The organism is Veillonella faecalis (assembly GCF_024677885.1).
Classification (GTDB): domain Bacteria; phylum Bacillota; class Negativicutes; order Veillonellales; family Veillonellaceae; genus Veillonella; species Veillonella nakazawae.
The window spans coordinates 143,860-164,049 of record NZ_JALBWL010000002.1 but is presented as its reverse complement, the minus strand read 5'-3'; the positions used below and the strand labels follow the sequence as shown (position 1 = coordinate 164,049).

General features: G+C 39.0%; 21 protein-coding genes. 3 read left to right on the top strand and 18 right to left on the bottom strand.

Annotation, left to right across the window (positions count from 1 at the left end):
• Positions 1-7: 7 nt before the first annotated feature.
• The 9 genes from MOQ65_RS04455 to MOQ65_RS04415 all read right to left on the bottom strand — a co-directional run bounded on the left by MOQ65_RS04455 (position 8) and on the right by MOQ65_RS04415 (position 8,372).
• Complete coding sequence (locus MOQ65_RS04455; protein WP_257846794.1) at positions 8-1,552, bottom strand: ClC family H(+)/Cl(-) exchange transporter; 1,545 nt, start codon at positions 1,550-1,552, stop codon at positions 8-10.
• 394 nt (positions 1,553-1,946) lie between these two features.
• The gene (gene fucO, locus MOQ65_RS04450) at positions 1,947-3,098 is read right to left on the bottom strand and encodes a lactaldehyde reductase (RefSeq protein ID WP_257846793.1); all 1,152 of its coding nucleotides are present in this window, start codon (positions 3,096-3,098) and stop codon (positions 1,947-1,949) included.
• A 209-nt stretch (positions 3,099-3,307) separates the two neighbouring features.
• The gene (locus MOQ65_RS04445) at positions 3,308-4,456 is read right to left on the bottom strand and encodes a glycoside hydrolase family 3 N-terminal domain-containing protein (protein ID WP_257846792.1); all 1,149 of its coding nucleotides are present in this window, start codon (positions 4,454-4,456) and stop codon (positions 3,308-3,310) included.
• A 216-nt stretch (positions 4,457-4,672) separates the two neighbouring features.
• Positions 4,673-4,906 (bottom strand): (2Fe-2S)-binding protein, encoded by a 234-nt coding sequence (locus tag MOQ65_RS04440; RefSeq protein ID WP_024047871.1) that lies wholly within the window; start codon positions 4,904-4,906, stop codon positions 4,673-4,675.
• Positions 4,907-5,145: 239 nt separating this feature from the next.
• Positions 5,146-5,778 carry a site-2 protease family protein gene (locus tag MOQ65_RS04435; RefSeq protein WP_156719856.1) on the bottom strand — a complete coding sequence of 211 codons (633 nt, stop codon included), beginning with the start codon at positions 5,776-5,778 and terminating at the stop codon, positions 5,146-5,148.
• A gap of 9 nt (positions 5,779-5,787) precedes the next feature.
• On the bottom strand, positions 5,788-6,558 hold the full coding sequence (locus MOQ65_RS04430; protein ID WP_257846791.1) for a carboxymuconolactone decarboxylase family protein: 771 nt from the start codon (positions 6,556-6,558) through the stop codon (positions 5,788-5,790).
• 88 nt (positions 6,559-6,646) lie between these two features.
• The gene (locus tag MOQ65_RS04425) at positions 6,647-7,045 is read right to left on the bottom strand and encodes a hypothetical protein (RefSeq protein WP_105089942.1); all 399 of its coding nucleotides are present in this window, start codon (positions 7,043-7,045) and stop codon (positions 6,647-6,649) included.
• Positions 7,046-7,206: 161 nt separating this feature from the next.
• The gene (locus MOQ65_RS04420) at positions 7,207-7,725 is read right to left on the bottom strand and encodes a MarR family winged helix-turn-helix transcriptional regulator (protein WP_257846790.1); all 519 of its coding nucleotides are present in this window, start codon (positions 7,723-7,725) and stop codon (positions 7,207-7,209) included.
• Between the two features lie 218 nt (positions 7,726-7,943).
• Entirely contained in the window at positions 7,944-8,372 is a 429-nt protein-coding gene (locus MOQ65_RS04415) for a ferritin family protein (protein WP_257846789.1), read from the bottom strand.
• A gap of 246 nt (positions 8,373-8,618) precedes the next feature.
• Here MOQ65_RS04415 and MOQ65_RS04410 point away from each other — a divergent pair, with 246 nt between their 5' ends.
• Together MOQ65_RS04410 and pgtP are read left to right on the top strand one after the other, a co-directional pair.
• Positions 8,619-9,209: a nitroreductase gene (locus tag MOQ65_RS04410; protein ID WP_257846788.1), complete on the top strand. Its 591-nt coding sequence runs from the start codon at positions 8,619-8,621 to the stop codon at positions 9,207-9,209.
• Positions 9,210-9,531: 322 nt separating this feature from the next.
• A complete protein-coding gene (pgtP, locus tag MOQ65_RS04405) occupies positions 9,532-10,860 on the top strand; it encodes a phosphoglycerate transporter protein PgtP (RefSeq protein WP_119208575.1) in 1,329 nt (442 codons plus the stop codon).
• A gap of 96 nt (positions 10,861-10,956) precedes the next feature.
• Here pgtP and MOQ65_RS04400 read toward each other — a convergent pair whose 3' ends face one another.
• The 7 genes from MOQ65_RS04400 to MOQ65_RS04370 form a co-directional block, all read right to left on the bottom strand.
• Positions 10,957-11,730, bottom strand: coding sequence for a hypothetical protein (locus MOQ65_RS04400; RefSeq protein ID WP_257846787.1), 774 nt, complete (start codon positions 11,728-11,730; stop codon positions 10,957-10,959).
• Positions 11,731-12,341: 611 nt separating this feature from the next.
• A complete protein-coding gene (locus MOQ65_RS04395) occupies positions 12,342-12,695 on the bottom strand; it encodes a Spx/MgsR family RNA polymerase-binding regulatory protein (protein WP_005384960.1) in 354 nt (117 codons plus the stop codon).
• A 76-nt stretch (positions 12,696-12,771) separates the two neighbouring features.
• Positions 12,772-13,086, bottom strand: a complete 315-nt coding sequence (locus MOQ65_RS04390) for a HigA family addiction module antitoxin (RefSeq protein WP_024064215.1) — start codon at positions 13,084-13,086, stop codon at positions 12,772-12,774.
• Between the two features lie 12 nt (positions 13,087-13,098).
• On the bottom strand, positions 13,099-13,383 hold the full coding sequence (locus MOQ65_RS04385) for a type II toxin-antitoxin system RelE/ParE family toxin (protein ID WP_119208579.1): 285 nt from the start codon (positions 13,381-13,383) through the stop codon (positions 13,099-13,101).
• Positions 13,384-13,753: 370 nt separating this feature from the next.
• The gene (locus MOQ65_RS04380; protein ID WP_257846786.1) at positions 13,754-14,470 is read right to left on the bottom strand and encodes a DUF554 domain-containing protein; all 717 of its coding nucleotides are present in this window, start codon (positions 14,468-14,470) and stop codon (positions 13,754-13,756) included.
• A 447-nt stretch (positions 14,471-14,917) separates the two neighbouring features.
• Positions 14,918-15,517: a DNA-3-methyladenine glycosylase I gene (locus tag MOQ65_RS04375; RefSeq protein ID WP_257846785.1), complete on the bottom strand. Its 600-nt coding sequence runs from the start codon at positions 15,515-15,517 to the stop codon at positions 14,918-14,920.
• The gene (locus MOQ65_RS04370) at positions 15,517-15,960 is read right to left on the bottom strand and encodes a hypothetical protein (RefSeq protein WP_213467390.1); all 444 of its coding nucleotides are present in this window, start codon (positions 15,958-15,960) and stop codon (positions 15,517-15,519) included. The genes MOQ65_RS04375 and MOQ65_RS04370 overlap by 1 nt, the downstream gene beginning before the upstream one ends.
• A gap of 654 nt (positions 15,961-16,614) precedes the next feature.
• Here MOQ65_RS04370 and MOQ65_RS04365 point away from each other — a divergent pair.
• On the top strand, positions 16,615-17,964 hold the full coding sequence (locus MOQ65_RS04365; protein ID WP_257846784.1) for a hypothetical protein: 1,350 nt from the start codon (positions 16,615-16,617) through the stop codon (positions 17,962-17,964).
• A 189-nt stretch (positions 17,965-18,153) separates the two neighbouring features.
• Here the strand turns inward: MOQ65_RS04365 and MOQ65_RS04360 are convergent, their stop codons facing one another.
• The gene (locus tag MOQ65_RS04360) at positions 18,154-18,690 is read right to left on the bottom strand and encodes a flavin reductase (RefSeq protein ID WP_119206384.1); all 537 of its coding nucleotides are present in this window, start codon (positions 18,688-18,690) and stop codon (positions 18,154-18,156) included.
• Between the two features lie 21 nt (positions 18,691-18,711).
• Positions 18,712-19,305: a hypothetical protein gene (locus MOQ65_RS04355; RefSeq protein WP_213467392.1), complete on the bottom strand. Its 594-nt coding sequence runs from the start codon at positions 19,303-19,305 to the stop codon at positions 18,712-18,714.
• Positions 19,306-20,190 lie beyond the last annotated feature (885 nt).

Below are 20,190 nucleotides of genomic sequence, written 5' to 3'. Positions count from 1 at the left end.
GCTATAACTAATTCGATTGGAAAAAGTCTTTCGCTGCTTTTAATCGTCCTCGTTCACAAGAGACTTGTAGCTCGTCACCTGGTTCGAGTTTCACATCCCCAAGAGGTACAATGTAGGTACCATTTCGGCGAATACTTACGATTAATGTGCCATCTGGCAATGCCAAGTCTTGTAACTGCACCTCTGTATAGTTTGCCACTACAGGCACCTTCGTTTGGAAGAAGGTTTGCACTGATTCTAAATGGCTTTGACCGGTCATGGCTTGCAATAAGGAATCGTAAATTGGCGGCTCTTTTAAAAGCTCTGCTACAAGGTATGCCACAAGTGTAACAATACCGATAGCGTAAATATTAGAGAAGCTATTCGTCATTTCAAGGACGAGTAAAATCGCCAAAATTGGTGTTCGCATAGCAGCTGCTAGCATACCACCCATGGCACAAATAACGAATTGAGGTACAAAATCAGGTGAGATAATACCAATTGATGAAAGCACGCTTTCACAAAAAGCACCTGCAGAGGCACCTATGACGAGCATGGGCAAGAATATGCCGCCTTGCGCGCCACTACCATAGCAGAAGGTGGTAAGTAAAATCTTACCTAGTACGATACCACCCAAGAGCAATACGCCATGCGATTGAAAGGCTAGCTGTCCTACCAGATCATTGCCACCACCTAAAAGAAGTTGCGAGTCATAGCCGATGACGGCTACAGTCACAAAGGTGAGGGCTAATTTCAAGAACCGAGAGCATTTAAGCCACTCAAAGAATTTCTTGAACGCAAAGATCATGCGGCAGAAGAGCACCCCACAGAGCCCCATGATAACGCCCACCATAAGCAGTACAGGGAAGTACTCAAGAGGAACCCCTGAGGTTACCGAAAACCCAAGAGCTGGGTCGAGGCCAAAGATACTAACTGTAATATAGTTAGAAATCAATGTGGCCACAAAGGTTGGCACAACGAGGTAAGGATAAAAACTTTTATGGATCTCTTCAAAGACGAACATCGCCCCCGATACAGGTGCACTAAAGGCAGCCGTTAAGCCCGCCCCTGCACCAGCAGAAGTCAAGATGCGCTGCTCACGAAGCCCTGAATTCATCCAATAGGATACAATTTTACCGGCAGAGCCGCCGATTTGTACGGCTGGTCCTTCACGGCCTACAGAAAAGCCTGCAAAACCAGTCAGTACGCCACCAATCATCTTAGAAGCCAATGTCCGATACGGTTTCATATCAAAGAGGCCCAGCATTTCCCCTTCGATTTGAGGAATACCAGAGCCCCCAGACAATGGGGCCCATGCAAGCAATCTGTCGACGATAAAGGCAAAGATGACCATCACTATAAGCCAGCCTATGGCCCATTCCATGGTAATGTCGTCCATCAAATGCCAACGAATATGCTCTGACTCAAGGATTAAATAACGGTACGTAGCACCACAAAAGCCTGCAATCACGCCCACAAGAGCGCCCTTCGCAATGAGCTCTGTTAACAACATACGATTCATGGACATATCTGCTAAGGTAGAACTGCGCTTATTAAATTTCCATAGCCTCATACCATTCCTCCTTAGCATTAGCCAAAATTTAAACACTCGTGCATAAACTATGTATTCATATCCTTAGTATACTTATGTAAACCATCATTTTCAAGAAACGATTACATACAATGTCAGTTATCTAATTAGAAGACAACGCTACAAACGCAAAGCTAGCCACCTCTACAATGAGATGGCTAGTTTTGTTAAGCAAGTGTATAAATGTATTTTCTTTACATATTCGGAGGCATCTGAAATATGTAAAGACACTAAAGGTGTAAAACCCGCAGGGCTAGAGCTTCACATCATTTAGACCAGGAAATTATTTAGACCTACAAATCATGCATCAATATGATGTTATAGTCTTAAATCATTCAAGCCATAAAATACTATATATCATCAAGCTCTTACTTCCTTAGAATATGGATTCATAAATGCCAATGATTTCTTCTAAGGATGCATCTCGTGGGTTACCAGGTGTACATGCATCGTTGAAAGCAGATTCAGCGAGGAATGGAATGTCTTCTCGTTTTACGCCTGCTTCGCTAAGGGATTTAGGAATGCCAACATCATCAGCTAATTTTTGGATTACATCAATAGCTGCTTGACGATATGTTTCTTGATCCATTTCATCTACATCAGGAACGCCCATAACGCGAGCGATTTCACGATATTTTTCGCCTGTTGCAGGAGCATTGAATTTCAATACTGCTGTTAAAAGCATTGCACACGCCTTGCCATGAGGGATATCGTATACAGCACTCAATGGATGTGCCATGGAGTGAACAATGCCGAGGCCTACGTTGGAGAATCCCATACCTGCAATATATTGACCAAGAGACATAGCTTCACGGCCTGCGAAGTCACCAGCTACGGCGCTACGCAAGGAACGACCGATGATTTCGATAGCTTTCAAATGAAGCATATCCGTAAGTTCCCACGCACCTTTTGTAATGTAACCTTCTACGGCATGCACGAGGGCATCCATACCGGTAGACGCACAAAGACCAGTTGGCATCGATGCGGACATATCAGGGTCCACGATGGCTACGATTGGAATATCATGAGGATCAACACATACAAATTTACGGTTCTTTTCAACATCTGTAATAACGTAGTTAATAGTAACCTCTGCAGCCGTACCAGATGTGGTAGACACAGCGATAATCGGCAAGCAAGGATGTTTTGTAGGCGCCACACCTTCAAGGCTGCGTACATCACCGAACTCAGGGTTCGTCATAATTATCGCAATGGCCTTACTTGTATCAATAGCACTGCCCCCACCTACAGCAACGATAGCTTCAGCACCTGCCGCCTTACAAGCAGCCACACCAGATGTTACATTTTCAATGGTTGGATTCGGCTTAATATTGTCATATACATCGTAAGCAATACCTGCCGCATCAAGTAGGTCTGTTACCTTTGTAGCTACCTTAAACTCAAATAAATCAGGTGTAGACGTAACAAGAACCTTTTTAAAATGACGATTCTTAATTTCGTTCACAATCTCCTGAATCGCCCCTTGTCCAAAATAGGACGTACCGTTCAACATAATTCTCCGAGCCATATACATTCACTCCTAACGAATAAAAAATAAACCGATAGAGAATAACTATACTAAGTAATTCTCTATCGATTTATTAAAATCCTTGAAGCTGTGTTATGTATACACTATATAATCATTGTAATATTTCGTTCTCTCATCAATCGTAATAGGGAATCTAAAGACTTAAAAGGCTTAGACATAAGTCCCTCCTACAAAGAAAAACAAATCGCCTAAGAAATTTTACTCATCTTCATAAGCAAGATCCGTTTCACAGATTCATCGAGTCGTTCTTTAGAGATACGACCATCTTTTACAGCTTTCATAAGGCCATTATACGCCTCTTGCATGTGTTCATACTCATGGCACACGAGCAAGATATCGCTACCAGCCAAGATAGATTGAACCGCCATATCGCCGAAGGTATAGTGTTTTGCAAGAGCGCCCATGTCCATATCGTCTGTTATGACAACGCCGTTATACCCCATATCTTTGCGCAACCAGTCAGTAATAATCGCTTTAGACAGGCTAGATGGATGATCTGCATCGATTTGAGGATACATGGCATGGGACACCATAATTGCATAGGTATTCGGTTTAGACTGCTTAATGAGGTCTACAAATACCTTCGTATCTTCATTCAACAAAGTCTCTTTAGACACTGGCACAACACTGGTATCCGCATGTAAGTCTACATCTGTTTTACCAATGCCTGGGAAATGCTTATAGGAATACCATAAACCAGCTTCATCATAGGCCTTACCTACAGCGCTGGCATAACGTACAACATCATCAGGATTTGTGCTAAAGGAACGGCCATAGGTTAAGCCCAAGTCCGCTACGGGAGCAAAGTTAATGTTGAATCCCAAGTCCTTTAGTTCTGTACCAGACTGTTTTGCCAAGGATACCGCTTGTTCAATAGGTTCTTTACCTAATTCTTCTGCAGGAGGAACCTTGATGAGCTGATCCTCCATGCGCGCCACCGCGCCCCCCTCTTGGTCGATGCCGATGAACAATGGAGTTAAACCGGCGCTTTTACCAGTTTTATTAATATCTGTAATGAGCGATTTCACTTGATCCTTTGACTCCATATTGCGGTCAAACAAGATGATGCCGCCCACGCGGTACTCATTGAGCATAAACTTCGCATCATCGTTCAAGGTCTTGCCGTGGATACCAATCATCAACAATTGGCCTACCTTGTCCGCGTCAGACATATTAGCTACTAATTTGTCCACCTTTTCCTCTGGTGAAAGCTCGCTCTGTGCCACAGATTCATAGGTTACAGGCTCCGCCTTAGAAGTAAATGGATTATGTAAACCGCAGCCCGTTGTAAGCGCCAATGCGCCAATCATCGTAGCCGCTACGATACGTCGAAACATATATACCTCCAAAATCTCTAAAAAGTATTATGTATAGTATATCAAATAATAAAGACAACCCCAAAACGCCAATACATCTAGTCCTGCGTTAGTGCAAAAAAGACTATTACCCAAAACCTACGAATATATACCGTATTGGTTTGAAGTAATAGTCTTTATATGAGTTAAGGGCAAACTTACGCTTAAATTTTGCTTGTACTTAACTTTTGCTTATCCTTAAATTTTACCTTGCTCCTTCATTTCTGCTAAAAGCTTTACGATGCGAGGGCCACAGCCTTTGCCACCGCAAGCGCCTGTGCCGGCACGAGTTGCTTCTTTTACTTCGGGAAATGTATGAGCACCATTCAAAATAGCTTCTTTAATCGTTTTACGTGTAATGCTACGGCAGGTACACACCTTTGTAAGCTTATCCAGAATTGCCTCTGGCACTTGGTTTTCTTCAAAATCCATATATATTCCTCTTCTATCCACTTGAATATCTCTATACTAACTTATATACAGTGTCTATATACTTATAGTATTAAATACTTCATTATATAGTATTTAGCACTGCTTTATATACGATATACTAGAATACTAATATATCGAAAATTTACGATTTCTATCTCTAGTATATCATACTTATCGAATTATATCGATACTTTTTAATATAGTGAGGAAGATGGACTAAAGTTCTTACAGTATAGCACTTACAAAATAACGCTTACGATACGATCAAACAACTGCAAAATAGTTTGTTGTAATGGAATGAAAATCTTACTAGCAATTGGTGTATTAAGTACTAAGATGAGCAAAATCAAACTTACAAAACTTAAACGTTCCAACGTAAATTGCCAGCTCCCAGGCAATAGACTTGTAATAATACGACTGCCATCTAGTGGTGGTATTGGCATCATATTAAGAATAGCAAAATTGATATTATATACGACAATCAGTGTCAGTATTAATTCTAATGATTCATTCGTCAACAAGCCATAACTTTCAAGAAAACGAAGGGCTAAATACCCCAAAAAGGCCATCAACACATTAGATGCTGGTCCCGCAATAGAAACTAAAGTAGAATCCGTACGAGGATCACGGAAATTAGATGGATTAACCATTACTGGCTTAGCCCAACCAAATCCACCAACAAGGAAGGCTATAGAGCCAATTAAATCAAGATGTGCCACGGGATTCAATGTTAATCGCCCCATAGAGCGCGGCGTAGAATCACCGAGCATATCAGCTACCTTAGCATGAGCAAATTCATGTCCTGCAGCCGCGATGATAAGCGCTGGTATAGACGCTAAAATCATCGTTAAACTAATACCAGAAAATAACATAGAACTCCTTTATTGTTTAGCTTCCCATGCGGTGTAGCCATCTTGAATGCAACGAAGGGCATTCAATGTACGAGGATAACCGATGTACGGCACGCATTGGGACGCTATGTTAATCAAATATTGCTTACTGTTGCCTACGTTTAAGTTGCCTTCTACGTGAGCCTCAAGTTGAGGTTCACAGCCACCTTGAGCCGCCAAGAAACAGAAGGTAATCATTTCACGATGGGTCACACTCAAGCCTTTACGAGTGTAGTAGTCACCAAACATATTCGCAAGCCACTTATTGATGTGACGTGTCTCTTCAGGACCTTCTTGGTAAGAATTACGGATAGACTCACCAAAGATTTCAACCTGTTTCTCTACACCCTTTTCAAGGCGAGATTCACTAGTGATTGTACTACGAGACGGATCTACAACAGTTTCCCCGCGATAGTCAAAAATCTTATTTGTGACCTTAAAGAATGGACGCACACGACCGATGCCAAGATATGGCACAGCTTGATAAAGGAGCTCTATTACTTCATCGGGAATCAAGCCAAAATTAAGTGCTGCTGGTAGCATCAACGCATATTCATCGACAGCAGATACACCCACTAATGTGGCAAGGATGGCTAAGAAACGATCCTTTGCAGGCACATTGCGACCCTCTTCGGTAATAACTTCATCAAATGCAAAATTATCAAACAATACTTCAAACTCAGGGTCGATATAACCTGCAGGGGCTGCAATATCAGGGAACATGCGCTCCGTATAGGCTTGAGCAAATTCAGATTTAGACATAGGAAACCTCCATAAACAACACTGGTGAAAGCCCAAAGGAGCTTTCACCAGCAATAGTTATGTAATTATTACGGCTTGCGCCATCAAATTATAAAGCTGGGAAAGAGAAATCAGTGCCGTATACTTCTTTCCAAGCAGCCAAGAACATATTGTATTCATTAGAACCAGGAGTGATTTGGTACGCTTGACCATCTGGAGAGAAACGATATACAGTATGCAAGCTTGGATGAACAATATATTTGAACAATGTAGCTTCGCCATATTGATTGTTATGCATATTCACTACATTGATGCCGAATACATAGTTACGGCTACTATCGATACCACTGAATTGGGATGCTTTATCAAAGAAGTATGTTTCAGAACCATTTGCACTGTTTGGAACCTCTGGATAGTTAGCTAAACCATTCCAGTTTGCTGCATTAGCAACACCACCAACTAATAATGTACCGGCTAATACAAATGCACCTAATAAATTTTTATTCATAATGCTCTCCTTTTTGCCTTTACGGCATCTCACGACAGGTCATGCTCTCACATGACCTCAGCACAATACGTTATATGTATAGTATATCACATTTTATGAAAATATTAGATATATTAAATTACAGAATGTATGCATATGAGATCTTACTAGAGTACGCTACATTAGCGCTTAAGCTTCTCTGCTGTTCTAGCATTAGCGTTATCGATTGCTTCTAACAATTTGTTAAGCAACATGCGCATTTGACGTGTTTCTTCAACGTCAAAAATCGGGCCTGCAGCTTCAGACAAGCGACGTGGTATATGAACTGCTTCATCACGTAATGCTTTACCTGTATCAGTAAGGGTTACCATTACTACGCGTTCATCTTGGCGGCTGCGTTTACGCTTTAAGAATGCTTTTGCTTCTAATTTCTTTAAAAGTGGTGTTAATGTACCAGAATCAAGGCGCAATACTTGGCCTAGTTCTTTAACGGACAAATCACCATATTGCCACAATGCCATCATTACGATGTATTGAGTATATGTCAAATTTAACGGATCTAAGTGACTGCGATATGCATTAACAATTTCCTTCGCCACTACATAAAGTGGGAAGCTCAATTGGTTTTCTAATTTCAGGTACTCTGCATCAGGTACATCTTCTTTATGTTTGTAACCTTCGAGTACGCCAATTTCTGCCATATTCTACCTCCATATGCACACAATAATCTACAAATTAATTGTACACAATTCTACAGCAAGCAGTCAACGTAAAAAACCTACTTTGTTCAGATATTTTTAAATTTGTCAATTAATTAATATATTTTTTCTTTTTTATTAAGAAAATGAGTGCATCTATAGAATTTATGGGCAGAAATCACACCATATAACTGTGAACCTATTAATAAAATTTTTTTATATTAGAATTCAATACCACATGCGGACATTGCTTCTTCAAGACGTTTAGCATGATCCAATTCTTCTGGAATAGAATGCTCAATTAATTCAGCAATTTTATGAGCGCCCTCTTCATTAGAGTTGCGAACTTCATCAGCTAATTTCGCAAGGATCGTATCAGCAGACGCTTCAGCCTTGTAGAAATTAATGACCATCTTAATGAAGTCTTCCTTTGTAGCAGGACCATCGCCTAATAAATGGCTATAAATTCCGCCATGTGCTGCATCTTCTGCAGCATTTTTATAGATTGCATCAGCAATTTCAAAATAACCAAGCTCTTTAGCTAAAAAATACATCGTGAAATACTGATTAGCACCGTTAATTTCTGCGTTCTTTAACATCTCAATAGTTTTTTCAAAGGATTTACCCTTTGCAATACCATGTAAATTCATAATATTCTCCTTCTATAATAAGCTATATAGATTTAAAACTTTAAGTAGCTGCTCACGTATGAATACTCAACAAAACCAAAAGTTAAAATATAATTTTACACAATTAATATTGTAAGTTCTATATCTATCTTTGTCAATATACTTGGTTTAATTAGCTAGTTAGTAAAATGTGGCCTCTTCTAGTTTTTCTTTGTAGTATAATAAAAGAAACTCTATACCAAATCTCATTTATCTTAGGAGGCCCTCATGAACACCTTAGAATGTATCAAAACACGTCATAGTACGCGTAAATTTAAAGCAGATCAAGTATCTCGTGAGCTTATAGACCAAGTACTAGACGCTGGCCGCCGTGCCCCATCTGGTGGTAATACACAATTGACACATTTTATGGTCATTACAAACCAGGATGTGCTCAAAGAGCTAGTAACACTTGTACAAGAGGAATACGGCAAAATGCCGATTACAGAAAATACATTACCTTACATGGTGAATATCATTAAAATGTCTGCTGAAGGCAAGTTTGTATTTAACTATGGCGCGCCTGTACTTATCATATTGGCTAGCAAACCAAGTTATGCCAACAACTTTGCTGACGTGTCATGTGCAATGCAAAACATGATGCTCGCTTGCAATGAACTCGACCTTGGCAGCTGCTGGGTAAACCAAATCCGTCACCTTCAAGACAACGAACGCATCCAGGCTAAAATGCGTGAACTAGGCCTTAAAGAAGGTGAAAAAGTATATGCTAGCCTTGCTATTGGCTATCCAGATTTGCCAAACGGTCTTAACCGCCGTGAAATCGAAGCAAAAGGCTATCCTGTAACATATATTGATTAATTGAGACTGTAAAATCAATATATTTACGTACAGTATATAAATATATTCACAATTAATATACAACACAAAAGCGCTATCTATCCCACAACTCTAATTGAGTGTCTATCGGAATAGATAGCGCTATTTTATTGACACCATTCATGTATTTTGGTGCTAGTTCTCTCTAATAAATAGTAGATATTTTAATGACCTATAATCTATGCGCTAAGCCCATAATGGTGCACTAAAATAACTATTTATCATAATTAAAAATAAAATATAGTCGACTTTTGGTCATACATGGTATGATTACAATGGCATTTTGTAGAAAGGATGTGTGATGATGTCGATTTTCTCTCCAGCTCCTCATATTGAACGATTACCAGAGGGGCAAATCGATTCCACCTACAAACGTCTTCGCAAAGAAGTCTTTGCAGGTACTTTTATTGGTTATGCTACATTCTATTTGATCCGCCAAAACTTTAGTTTGGCTGTTCCGTACATGATTGCTGAGTACGGCTACACTAAAGCGGATCTTGGTATTGTCATGACCCTCTTATCCGTAGCGTACGGCGTAAGTAAATTTGTCATGGGTAATGCGTCTGACCGCTCTAACCCAAAATACTTCTCCACAGTAGGTCTATTGCTCAGTGCTTTAGTTATGTTATTATTCGGCACCTTACCTGGTGTGTTAAGCAGTATTCCTATCATGTGCGTACTCGCCTTCTTAAATGGTTGGTTCCAAGGTATGGGTTACCCTCCATATGCGAAAAATATGGTAACTTGGTTCTCCCGTTCTGAACGCGGTGCTTGGTGGTCCTGGTGGAACGTATCCCACAATCTTGGTGGCGGTATCATCGCACCTCTTGCTACGTTAGGTATCTATCTATTTGGTACATGGCATAGTATTTTCTTCTTCCCTGCGCTTATTTCTATCGTGTTAGCTGTGGTTACATTCTTCTTGTTGAAAGATACACCTCAATCCTGTGGCTTGCCACCTATCGAGGAATATAAACACGAAACAGTAGCAACTGAAGTAAAAGATGAAAATAAAACTACTTTCAAAGAAATCTTCTACAAATATATTTTGCATAACAAATACTTATGGTATCTTGCAATCGCAAATATCTTTGTATACTTCATCCGTTATGGCGTAGTAAGCTGGGCGCCTACTTATTTGACTGCTGTGAAAGGCTTTACAAAAGAAGGTTCCCGTTGGGCTTACTTCTTATACGAATGGGCTGGTATTCCAGGCATGCTCGTAAGTGGCTATTTGAGTGACCGCGTATTCCGCGGCCGTCGTGCTCCAGCTACCATCTGCTTCATGCTATTCGTTATCTTGGCGATCCTTGTTTACTGGTTCAACCCAGCAGGCAATATCCTTATCGATAACTTAGCACTTATCGCTATTGGCTTCCTCATCTACGGTCCTGTTATGATGATCGGCCTTCAAGCAGCAGACATGGTACCACGTGTAGCAACAGGTGGCGCTACTGGTCTTACAGGCCTTCTTGGTTACCTCATCGGTTCCGCTGGTGCTGGTGCGTTCATGGGTCTCATGGTTGACCTTTATGGTTGGGATGGCGGCTTCGTGGCCCTCGTTGGTGCATGTATCCTCGCTATCGTATTCCTTCTTCTCACACTTGGTGACAAATCCCAAGCAAAAGAATAATCTACAACTAGCTGTTGTATGAACGTAAAAATCCCCTAGTAACACATGGTTACTAGGGGATTTTATTATGTCTTAAAATATATACTGTACTAAATTCTATGCTACACACAAAGAACCATTTAAAACTTTCAAATTGTACACGAGACCAAGTCGTGCCAAACCGTGCAATGCAACAGCCGTAACAGGAGCGATAAGACCAAGTACGCCCACGCAGATGATCGCTACGTGGAATACAATAGACACGATGAGTAGACCTAAATGAGACTGCTTTGTTCCTTTTGAAAGCTCCGATACAGGAGATGCATCATCCACAAGGGAGCCCATCATTAACGCCACTAAAATAAGTTCCAAGGAACATGGGCATAGTACCAATAACAATGTTATAGTATGTATGAAATCCTGTGTCAATGCAAAGGAGCCCATAGATAATAGCAATACAGCCACAACAATGACAGATGAATAATTGTTAATGCCCTGACGCATAGCAACGAGTTGTGCTGGCATTGTAGGCAGCATATCATCATCTACAGTGTAATGTGACTCACCCGTAATAAGCTGCTCCAGAAAGAAACCTGCCTGTACGATGAGCCCCACATAGGCCGCCGTATGATAATCGCCAATGGAAATAAGCGCCACCATGGCCACTACAATGAGAAAATTAGCATGGATCTCTAAACGCTCCCAAATACTTTGAACACTGTTAATAAGCAGTGGTAAACCACAAACTAGAACCGTTACCCACGCTAAATCTATAACAGGATTTAATGACTCTGTAATCACATCCAAAAGAATAAAAACAACGCCTAATGCTAAAATAGCACCTTGCGTGAATAACGACACCTGCGCCGATAAAGACTGTAAAAACTTCATATAGACCTCTCTATACACTAGAACCGGCCTCACTTGCTCCGGAAACACAACACAAAAACAATACTAATTCAAAACTTTTTATACCTTAAGCAATTTGAAACTCTCTGTGCCTAAAGTAATTTAAAACACTTTGTACCTAAAGTAATTTAAAACGCTTTGTACCTAAGGTAATTTAAATTTTATGTACCCATAGGGGTATATCTACAATGTAAATATTATACAAAACATACAAACAATATACAAATCAATTTTTTCGATAAATAATAAAGAACTGTATTTCCTATATAGAATAGGAAAAGAACGAATTCATAAAAATGACCTCTCCCTTTAAAGCTCTAGTTGAAGGCTCTTATTTCTTTATTATTTTTAGAAAAAACAGATCCCTAAAAACGACTTAACTCACTTTGGAAACTCTTCAATAGGCCCTAGTTGAAGATGCTAATTTCATATAAAAAGAAAAGCCCCTATCTCTAAAAATGACTTAATACTAAGAGGTATTAGTTGATAGCTCTAACTTTTTTATTAGATATAGAAAGAACAGGTCCCTAAAAACGACTTAGCTCGCTTTGGAGGCTTTTAGGGACCTGTTCTTTCGGTTAAATAATATGAAATTAGAGCTTCAACGCCTCAATCCATTCGGCTTCTTTAAAGCCCACTAGAACTTTGTCTTCAAGAACCAAGATAGGACGTTTTACAAGCATACCATTGGATGCTAATAAAGCTAGTTTTTCTTCTTCACTAAGGTTTGGCAATTTATCCTTCAATTGTTGTTCACGATAAATCATACCGGAAGTATTAAAGAATGCTTTCAAGTCTTTACCAGATTGTGGGTACCATGCGGCGATTTCTTCAGCTGTAGGGTTTTCAGACTTAATATCACGATCTGTGTATTTAATATTATGATCATCTAAGAATTTCTTTGCTTTTTTGCATGTTGTGCATTTAGGATATTCAACGAATAACATAGCGTCTCCTTATAGTAATACATAATGTTATAACGATTTATTTATAGATTAAGTGTACCAAATATATCGAAAATTATCAATCAGCAATAGATTGAGTTGTAATACATATAATATTTTTTAAATCAGCTTGCAATCCCTCTGTATCCTCTGCTTCAAGCAAATCTAAATCCATCTGCAATCTTAAGAAAAACCCTTTAGACATACCAAAATATTTACACAATCTTAAATCTGTATCTGCCGTAATTTTTCGTTTATCTTGAAGAATTTCTTGTATTCGTGATACAGGAACCATAATATCCTTCGCAACACGGTATGCACTTAGCCCCAATGGTTGCATAAATTCTTCACGTAGAACCTCACTCATTTTAGGTACTGGGATTAGTTCCTTCATACTTTTATCTCCTTAATGATAATCTACAATTTCCACATCATATAAATTAAAATCTTCATCTATACAAAAACATATTCTATATTGCTTATTAATACGAATACTACATTGCCCAAGTCGATCACCTTGTAAAAACTCAAAACGATTACCAGGTGGAACCATAAAATCATCTATAGTCCGACAAGCATGTAACATACGTAATTTTAATAATACTATTTTTTGAATCTGAGTCGGTAAACGTCGTGAGTATCCACGATAAAAAATGCGTTCTGTTTCTTTATCCTTAAATCCGATAATCATAGAATCTCTCCTTTGATTATACCTGTTAAACAGGTATAATTCAATAATATCTACCTGAATAACAGTCATATGGGAAATTAAAATTATTCTGCTATTAGTTTTGGTAAAAGATTTCTAGGTAATACCAGTCAAATCCTACTTTGGCAGTGACTCTATTGGTCACCTATTTCGGAACGTAAGGATCTATATCTATCAACTTAATTGGGTTGAGGGATGTCATTAACTTGATTGAGTGGAGAAATATCATAAGTTATTTTATTACAAAATAATTTCAGAAAATAAAAAGACCTATATCCTCCACCTCATGTACAAGGTACATATCAAAGGTTTAGAGAATATAGGTTTCTTATAATGCTATTTATAGTATGATTTACAGCAAGAATGTTAAGCCCATAGCCACGAAGATGGCTGGCAATAGGTTGGCAATTCGGATTTTACCAGGCCAGATGAGGTCAATACCGACACAGAAGATCAGAATAGATCCCACGTAGGACAGGTTATCGATAGCACTCGGCGTCATTAGCGGCGCAGCGATATGAGCCATAGCGGTAATAATCCATTGAGTAATCCCTACAGGAATAAAGGAAAACAATGCGCCCTTGCCCATAGAGGACACCATAACCATAACGATGATGCCGTCGAGGATACCTTTCAACAATAGCGTTTGATAGTTACCCGTCAAGCCGTCTTGAATAGAGCCTAGCACACCCATAGCTCCCACGGTAAACGTAAGGGACGCTGTAATAAAAGCGTGCGTAAACTGCGGATCACCAGTGTTGCCAGTTTTTGCTTTCACCCAGTCACCAAAAACAGTAATCCAACGGTTAAGATCGATAAGCTCGCCGATTATAGCGCCTGCGACCATGCTAATAATCATGAGCATAGGCCCCGTCGTTTGCAACGTGCTGTTTACAATGACTAGCATATACTGCATAGCGCCGCTCATCCCGAGGAGGAGAACGATAATGCCGCTCACCATCATGAGCGTCTGTTTCAAATTTTCTTTCATAAACCGACCAAATGCGAGGCCGCACAAGCTGCCGGCTATGATGAGGCCAATGTTAATGGCCGTGCCCAAACCAATCATATATTTCCCTTTCTTAATTGTGAAAGTAATACTTTATTTCATCATCAGTATACCAACTATATCGAAACAAATCAATCTGCATAGTATACAACCAATCTATGCCGTTATATGGCCCTAGATAAAAACATATAGCAAAAAGACCCTATCCAGTAAAGGATAAGGTCTTTATGTTGTGTTTATAGCTTTGAGAGAGAAGTATATGAGAGACCCGCTTTGGAGAGAGAGAATATATGTGTTTGTATATAAAGCGGGCCGACATATGATGGAACGCTATCTTTCCATCCACTATAGTGTACACCTTAAAGTGTGGTTTAACACAAGTTCAATTTTGTAACATCAATCATGTATAAAAACTATTGTTAACTAATCATTATATAAATACGTTACAACAGGCATTGAAAACAAGTAAAGAAATATAACGCTAGATACAGAATAATAAGAACTATATTAATTCTCACCATCCGCAGGTAGTCGGATAATATCTGCATTTGCATTAATCTCGTCAAAACAAGGACAGTCCTTGCCGTGATCGTTGATGAGACCACTAGCTTGCAGGTGGGAATAGATAGTAACAGGGCCTACAAACTTAAACCCTCGTTTCTTTAGATCCTTACTAATCCGCATGGACAAGCCATTCTTCGCAGGTATATTTCCATCAGGGTGGCTTTCATAAATAATAGTTTTATGGTCTGTGAAAGCCCAGATATAGTTGCAAAACGAACCAAATTCATCTTGAATATCTTTAAAAGCAGAAGCATTATTGATGATAGCTTCAATTTTAGGACGAGACTTGAGCATACCCTCGGTCTGCAAGATTCTCTCTACGTCGCTTTCACCATAACTAGCAACCGTATCAATATCAAAATGATCAAAGCAGCCTCGGATAATGTCTCGTTTATTCAAAATCGTAAGCCAGCTGAGGCCACATTGGAGACTTTCAAGACAGAGATGTTCAAACTGCAACCGATCATCATGAATAGGCCGCCCCCACTCATGATCGTGATAGGCCTGATACAAAGGCGTAGTAGGCCACTCGCAAGTCGCCATCACACACCTCCATGAGCCCACACGAGGACATCATACATGAGAGCCACTACGAGACCCATCACGAGATGACCGCCTACGTAGAGCGGGATTAGCAAATAGATAAATAACAATAGGGAATGCAAGGTTTTGCGTAACCATACAATCGGCGTAGATGTACCGCCGCCAACCTTGCCATCAAGCCAATTGTGAACGATGTAGATAGGCGTGCCTAAGCGGCGAATCCAATCAGGAACGCGCTTGCCATGGTTCAACCCAGGGCAATACAAAATCACCAATGGCAATACCACCGCATCAAGGATGAGTAGCACCGTTAAGGTCAAGGAGAACAAATCTATTTCGCCTTCCCACGTCACGGGATGTGCTATAAAGCGGAGGGCCCACAAATAGGCTTTATATACGATATACGGTTCTAATAGCCATAATAAGGGCTTCACTACACTCATGGGACTACCTATACCAAACACAAAATAAGAAAACTACGCATCTGCGTAGTCGTTTTTTATATACAACGTTCCGATCGCATCGATGTAACTATAAGAACTACGGATATTTTAGGCCCAAAGGTGAGTCTAAAAACATCAATTCACACTCAAAATTTTTAGTCCTTTTATACATCGATTTCTATACTATTATTATATCAGATTTTGGCCTTTTTGTGGGGTTAAAATTCACATAATTTTGCTAAAATATACAATTTATAGTAGTTATCAACAATAGAACCCACTATATAAGCTATCCATCACTATCGACTCATATATACTAATTTTTCATCAAAATTATGACTTATTTTGATAAATCTTTTAGAAAATACAGCATCCAATGTAATATAAAATCCAAAATAAAGAACTAAGAATCTGTATCAATAATATGTGGCATTTTATGCCCATACCCTATGTTATTATAAATACAGGTAGTAAATACCGTCTCACTTTCTTTTGATAAACAATGCAAAAAGGGCAGCTTCTTAGGGCTGCCTTTTTTGTATTCCACATACAACTTAAAAATATAGTCATTTAGTTATATAATTATACTTAACAACTTAGCCTATGGATTACACAAGATCAATAGATATGAGAGTATAAACGGGAGATACTACCATGATCAAACTACCACTATTAGCGGGTATTTTCATGATGAGCACCATATTATCACCAGTAGGCGCCATCAATGTTAATATTCCTGGCGCAGATTCGAAGATTCCAAAGGATGCCTACATAAATTACAAAACCACGAATCCTGATATTGAAAAGGATGTAGCAAACTATGTGGAAACACTAAAAGCAACGGACAAGGCTAAAGGTATTAGCAAAAGCGAAATGGAGTATGCTAAAGCTGCCTCTATCTATCGCGGTCAACATTACCATAATACGGTCATTTCCGTTCATGACAAATACAACCAAATTCGACTTTCATTCCCCGTAGCGGGCATAAAAAGTGATTATAATATAGGGCGTTACAAAAATCCGAGTCGAACCATTGAGGACTATCGAGTGTTTACCGATAACGGAAGTCTCAATTTAGAAATTGACTATGCTGATTACAAAGACTATGACTGGCGTAACACAAAAATAGCTTATGAAAAACTAACTGACAAGAATGTACTTGATTTCTTTCAAGACATGGCAAAACATAATCCAGCAAAACATATTTCTGATATAAAGGGTACAGTATTTTCATATCCTACTGTTACCTATAGCACTTGGGATAGCATGAAGATGCCGCACATTGAAAACGGTAAAAAAACAACTCTTACCATCGACACAATCAATTTTAAATTTAAGGGCTATAACATGCGTCATCCCTTATATCACGCAGGGTTTGTCTATTATGATAACAACCCCGTTCTGAACAAAGTTCCTACAGATAAATTATTGGCTAATTATGTGCTTCCCTCTGTGCAAAACCTAAATGAATTAAATCAATATTCACGCATAGAAAACTTAAATGGTGTCCAATACCGTGTACCAAAAGACGCCATATACAAAGGTGAAGAAAAGGGCACCGAGTACCAAGATATTAGATACTACAAAAAGGGGAACATAACATTCTTTGTTTCTACTAATAATATTCCTAAAAACCCATATGCGCGCGATCTTGTTGTAAACGGTCATTACAATTTTAAAATTAATTTAGATACGTTCTGGAATATTTACTATTACCAACCAACATCAGATTATATTAATTATACCGTTATATGGAATAATAATATTCCTGGACTATCCACACACATCTATACACCTCATAAGGATGATCACATCCTAACCTTTCAATCCTATGATGGGACCTATAGCTTTACCTATATCATCTTTTACCCAAGTTTTTTACATGCTGAGGAAGTTCAAAAATTACGGAATATGATTGAGTTTTTTGAGTCTACCAATAATCCTAACTTCAAACTGAAAGCGCATGTTCTATTTCCAGATACAGAGGGGAGCCATGCCCATTAAAACATCGTTCAAAATCAACCTAATAGTATCAAACGTGTAAACCAAACAGCCAGTACTGCAAATCGCAATACTGGCTGTTTTTATATCTCATTATTTCTTTATAAGTATATATTTATCTCAGATACAGCATTCACAGTACTCCAAAGAATTGAAAATTGAATGCACATCCTCATTTGTTACGTGAACAAACTAGCCCTCTATAGCCTCAAGTACTTCGCCGATGTACATATAATGTGGTTCCCAACGATCATGACCAATTTGAGTATAGGCAGTAGGGTTTGCTGCATAATATTCCTTTATTTTATCTGCCAAATGAGCTTCATCGAATTGGTGTTCATATAACTTTTTACATACAAATGTTAAATCTGCTTCTTTGAAGGTCACTCCATCACCGACTGCCACTGGTGTTAAACCAGAATTGGCAACCTTATCTTCATCGCGACCAGAATGAGAGCCTAAATAGCCAAGAGCCTTACGCTGGCTGTTAGGGAATAAGCTAACTGTAAAAGTATCGTATTTCGCCATGAATTCTTGAGTATAGCGAGCTGGATGAATGTACACAGTCACGGTAGATATATCATTGCCAAGCATGCCCCACATGTTACCCATACTGCCCCAACTAACTGTACACGTATTAAAATCATCAAGCGTACCCGCTGTAACAAGAGCCCAACGTTCCTCAAACATGGTAAACGCCTTATAATCTTTTGTTTCAAATGCTTTCATAATAACCTCCGAACATAGAATTTAATTAACAATAACCTCATCAAAATGTTCCTTATATACTTCATAATACACTGCATCAGCGATATCGTAAAACTCTTTATTTAGAGAATCTTTCACAACGGGTCTGCGCAGAAAGGCACCACGATTGATAGGCCGAGGCGTTCCATCAAAGCCAAAGCGACTGATTTCCTCTTCATCGCGCATAATACCTGGATTAGACCACATATCTTCATTCATATCCATATTCGCACCCGCATCAGTATTAATCGCCGTTTTCCCTTGCTGTTGCGCCCGATAGACCTTACTAGCTGCTGAATTGCTACTATCATAGGTGAAAGTCATGTCCTTAACGGTAATGACCTTCTCATCATTCCACTGATACGCTTTATATACCGTCGCCTTGATTGTATAAATAGGCGGCTCAAAACCGATTACTTTCACCGTATTCACGTCAATATAGGACGCGCCACGCTCGTCTATATTAGGAATATCCGATACAAACTGAGATACCTGCTTAAACTGCGGCTGAGACGTGAGCTTCTCAATCGTGATTGCTTGAGCTGGGATGGTGAAAGCAAGCATAAGCCCTAGAGTTATTAAAAATCGATGTAACATATATCCTCTCATCTTTCTAAACTTTTACAACATAAATAAGCACAACCTTATTAGCATAAGTATACTATGCAAATAAGACTATGCATATTACGTATTATTTATAAGTTTATATTTTAGAATATAAAGGGATTAGCGCTATTAGTACTTATAATGTTTATCTTAATTTGACGATATATATCTTTACCCCTATAATATAAGTAGATAGTCAGACGAGCAGTTACGTCAGGCGCATCTCGAAATTGAAAAAAGATTAGGAAATGGCCTTTCAGTTATCTAGTCACACTAGGCAACGGAGGGCTATTTGCTTTTTGTAAGGCAAATAAGGGCTACTAAGGCTCCAAAAGCAATGACAATAGCCAAGACTTGTAAGAGGAGCATGATTATTTCATAATCACTCATAGACTTATCCCTCCCTTCAAAAACGAAGAGAGGCCCAACCTCGTCCAACTATCCTAAGTCTATTATAGAACGAACTAATATACGATACAATAAGCATTACATTATATGAATATACGAATAAACTAATAAAAGCTGAGCTACTTAACCAACGCAGTAGCTCAGCTTTTTAGTTAATTTAACGTTTGATAGAATACTAATAATCTATCAGTGGAATGCTTAAAACAGTAGAGATAGCGATTAAGATATACACTACAAGACATAGTTTTAGCAAAAGCAGTAAACTGCCAAATAGGACTTTATAGATAGGTGCTTCTTGTTTCTTGGATCGTATCCAGTCTTTAATTTTATAATATATTTTTGGTTTGTTAAAAGCTGGCGGTAATCGCTTACACCATAAAACAAGCCACAGAATACAACATATATTACCAAAGAGAAAGAATAGAAATAGGTCGAAATGCTCCAGTGAATATACTTTTAATACATAGA